The sequence below is a fragment of the Paraburkholderia sp. genome, assembly GCF_035656215.1.
Lineage (GTDB): Bacteria > Pseudomonadota > Gammaproteobacteria > Burkholderiales > Burkholderiaceae > Paraburkholderia.
Map to the genome: position 1 here is coordinate 1 of NZ_DASRSY010000339.1, position 2,521 is coordinate 2,521.

A 2,521-nucleotide genomic window follows, 5' to 3' on the forward strand; every position below is an offset into this window, starting at 1 on the left:
ATCCTGCTGACGACATGCAGTCCAACGCCGAGCCACCGTAGACCGACCAGGCGAATGCAGGCCCGCATCGGCACATCGACGTTTTATTCCAAGCACCAGATCGGTCGCCGGATGTGCCAGTTGCCGCTGCGCGGGTAACCATTCATGAACGACATCGTCGATGACCGTCTCAACCGCAGCGTCCAGTCGCCCCCCTGGTATGCGACCGCAAGGTGACGGCTGCAAAGTGCTGGTCACAGGATTCGCGAGAAACCGCCGACGCAAGCGATAAACGGTTGCCCAATGGACGTCGAGCAATTGCGCTGCGCGTTTCGCCTGCTCTCGGGAAAGCACGCCTTCCCTGGCGGTCTCAGCACCGACGCTATCTTCGCCGCCAGAGTTTCAATCTCTTCCAGAGAAGCCACGTCTCACCAATGTGCAGGAAGGACGCGCCAGGAACGTTAGCGGACAGGGCGGCGCTCGCTCGTTGTATCGCTACAACACCGTAAGATGCATAGCCTTTCGCCTCCGGGCCCTGCATATACGGCGCTTTATACCCCATTCTGCGCTAGCAGAATCATCGACACGGCTATCGGCAATTGTGAACATCAACAATTGAAAACGGCGCTCACCCAACCTTGCGGGCCTGTTTCCTTAGTCAGGCGGCCGCGGCGCAGACGCCAGCCGATTGCGACTTGTATGAGGATGTCTTATTATTTTAATACAGCTGCGCCCCGCGTCTGCATCACGGAACGCACGGTAAAAAACGACGAAAGATGCAGGTTCAACGGCGGTCCGACATTCGCCCCCCCCCCCCCCGGCAAACCAACCGATGCAATCCAATTCCAGAAAACGCGCCGTTACCCGGCAACGCACCACCCCGAGCGCCGCCACGCACGAATCGAGCGCCGGGCAGGCTGCCGCTTCGACTGTCCAACCGCTGCTCAACCGCGTGAGTGCGACAGCGCTTTATATGCAGATCGCCGATCATCTGCGCACGCAAATCGACGAGGGTACCTTCGCGACTGATAGCAAGCTGCCAGCCGAAAGCGAACTGACCCGACGTTTCGCCGTGAGCCGCGTCACGGTCCGGCAAGCCATCGCGCAATTGCTTGCCGAAGGCTACGTGGTCAGCAAGCAAGGCAAAGGCACGTTCGTCTCGCGCAACAAGTTCGTGCATGATCTGAAGCCGATGCGCGGCTTCTACGATGCACTCGTCGCGCAAGGTGTGGAACCGAAAACGAAGCTGCTCGAGTTCGGTCCGGTGGCGGCGCCGGAGGCGATCAGACAAGCCTTCGGCCCTGACGAAGGCGACTGCTTCCGGCTAAAACGCCTGTATCTCGTCGACGGTGAGCCGATCGCGCTCGTCATTTCCTATCTCCCGCCGCAAGCAAGCGGACTCACCTGGGAGCAAGCCACCCGCAACCCGATCTATGTGCTGCTAGAAAGTCTGCTTGCCATGCCGGTCAGCAAAGCGGAGATCCATATCCGGGCGCGCTCGGCGGGGGCATCGGTCGGTCAGGCGCTCGGTTTGTCGCCGCGTGCCGCGTTGCTCGTGATGGATCGCGAATCGTTCGGCGAAAACGGCATGCTGCGTGAGCGAACGTCGTTTTATATTCGCCCGGAAAATTACGAGTTCACGTTGAGCGTGCAAGGACCGCTGCCGGTCGGCTCGTCAATCAAGAACGTCAATGGCACCGCTACGCACGATTACATGAAGTGACCGCGCGCAGCCGGCACCGCGTACGACACCCGCGTGGCAATCCTCTTGAGACGACGCCGAACGTCTAGCGATACGTGGGTTTCACATGTACCGTCGACGTGCCTGGCTGCCCTTGCGCAAATGTGCGGGACACGGGCTCACCGGCTGCGGCGCTCAGCACGCTCAGCGTCTTCGCCTGAGGATCGATCTCGACGAACGCGCCCTGCGGCACGACGTCCGTCACGTCACAATCGAAACCCGCCAGCATCGAGATATTGGCAAGCGCCGCGCCTTGCGCCAGGATCGGGTTCACGGTGTTGAACACGATCGCCACCGGCGCCATATTGCGCGACTGCATCTCGTGCAGCATCCACGCGCTTGCGACGCCACCCTTTGCGGTATCCAGCACCAGTATCCGGCCAATGTACGACTGCCCCACGAGCTTGTGCGACGGGCGCGAAAACACGCCTTCCAAACGGTTCAGATCGTAACGGGCCGAAAAGCCGTCCTTGGCGACCAGCGCCTCGGCCGACACTTTGTTCCCGAGCGCGTGGCGCGCGGTCAACACGATTCTGTTCATGCGAGTTCTCCTGTCTCGGCTGCGTTCACGCACGCCTGCATCGAGGCGAGCATCGGCGTATAGCCGTAGCCGCCGAGAATGTTCACCAGCTTCGCGCTGTTGGTGGCGAGATTCTTCCAGCCCCTGGCTTCGGACATCTCGCGCGCGTACGACTGGTAGAAGCACATGCCCGCGAGCACCGTGCCTCCTGCGCTTTCGATGCGGTGTGTGTAGCCGAACCGCTCGGCGTCCGGTGCAACCTGCGGACTGGTAATGGCGAG

3 protein-coding genes are annotated in these 2,521 nt (G+C 61.1%); 1 reads left to right on the top strand and 2 read right to left on the bottom strand.

From position 1 onward, the window contains the following. The first annotated feature begins 811 nt into the window (after nt 1-811). Nucleotides 812-1,702 (top strand): GntR family transcriptional regulator, encoded by an 891-nt coding sequence (locus VFE81_RS19770; RefSeq protein ID WP_325046213.1) that lies wholly within the window; start codon nt 812-814, stop codon nt 1,700-1,702. Nucleotides 1,703-1,766: 64 nt separating this feature from the next. On the opposite strand, the gene VFE81_RS19775 is transcribed toward VFE81_RS19770, so the two are convergent. Then, nucleotides 1,767-2,261, bottom strand: a complete 495-nt coding sequence (locus VFE81_RS19775) for an aconitase X swivel domain-containing protein (RefSeq protein WP_325046214.1) — start codon at nt 2,259-2,261, stop codon at nt 1,767-1,769. Beyond that, the coding region (locus tag VFE81_RS19780; RefSeq protein WP_325046215.1) for an aconitase X at nt 2,258-2,521 on the bottom strand (264 nt) is incomplete at its 5' end. The genes VFE81_RS19780 and VFE81_RS19775, both read right to left, overlap by 4 nt.

Excerpts from the sequence above, each read along its gene's own strand:
- VFE81_RS19770 (WP_325046213.1), top strand. The coding sequence starts at position 812 with ATGCAATCCAATTCCAGAAAACGCGCCGTTACCCGGCAACGCACCACC.
- VFE81_RS19775 (WP_325046214.1), bottom strand. The coding sequence starts at position 2,261 with ATGAACAGAATCGTGTTGACCGCGCGCCACGCGCTCGGGAACAAAGTG.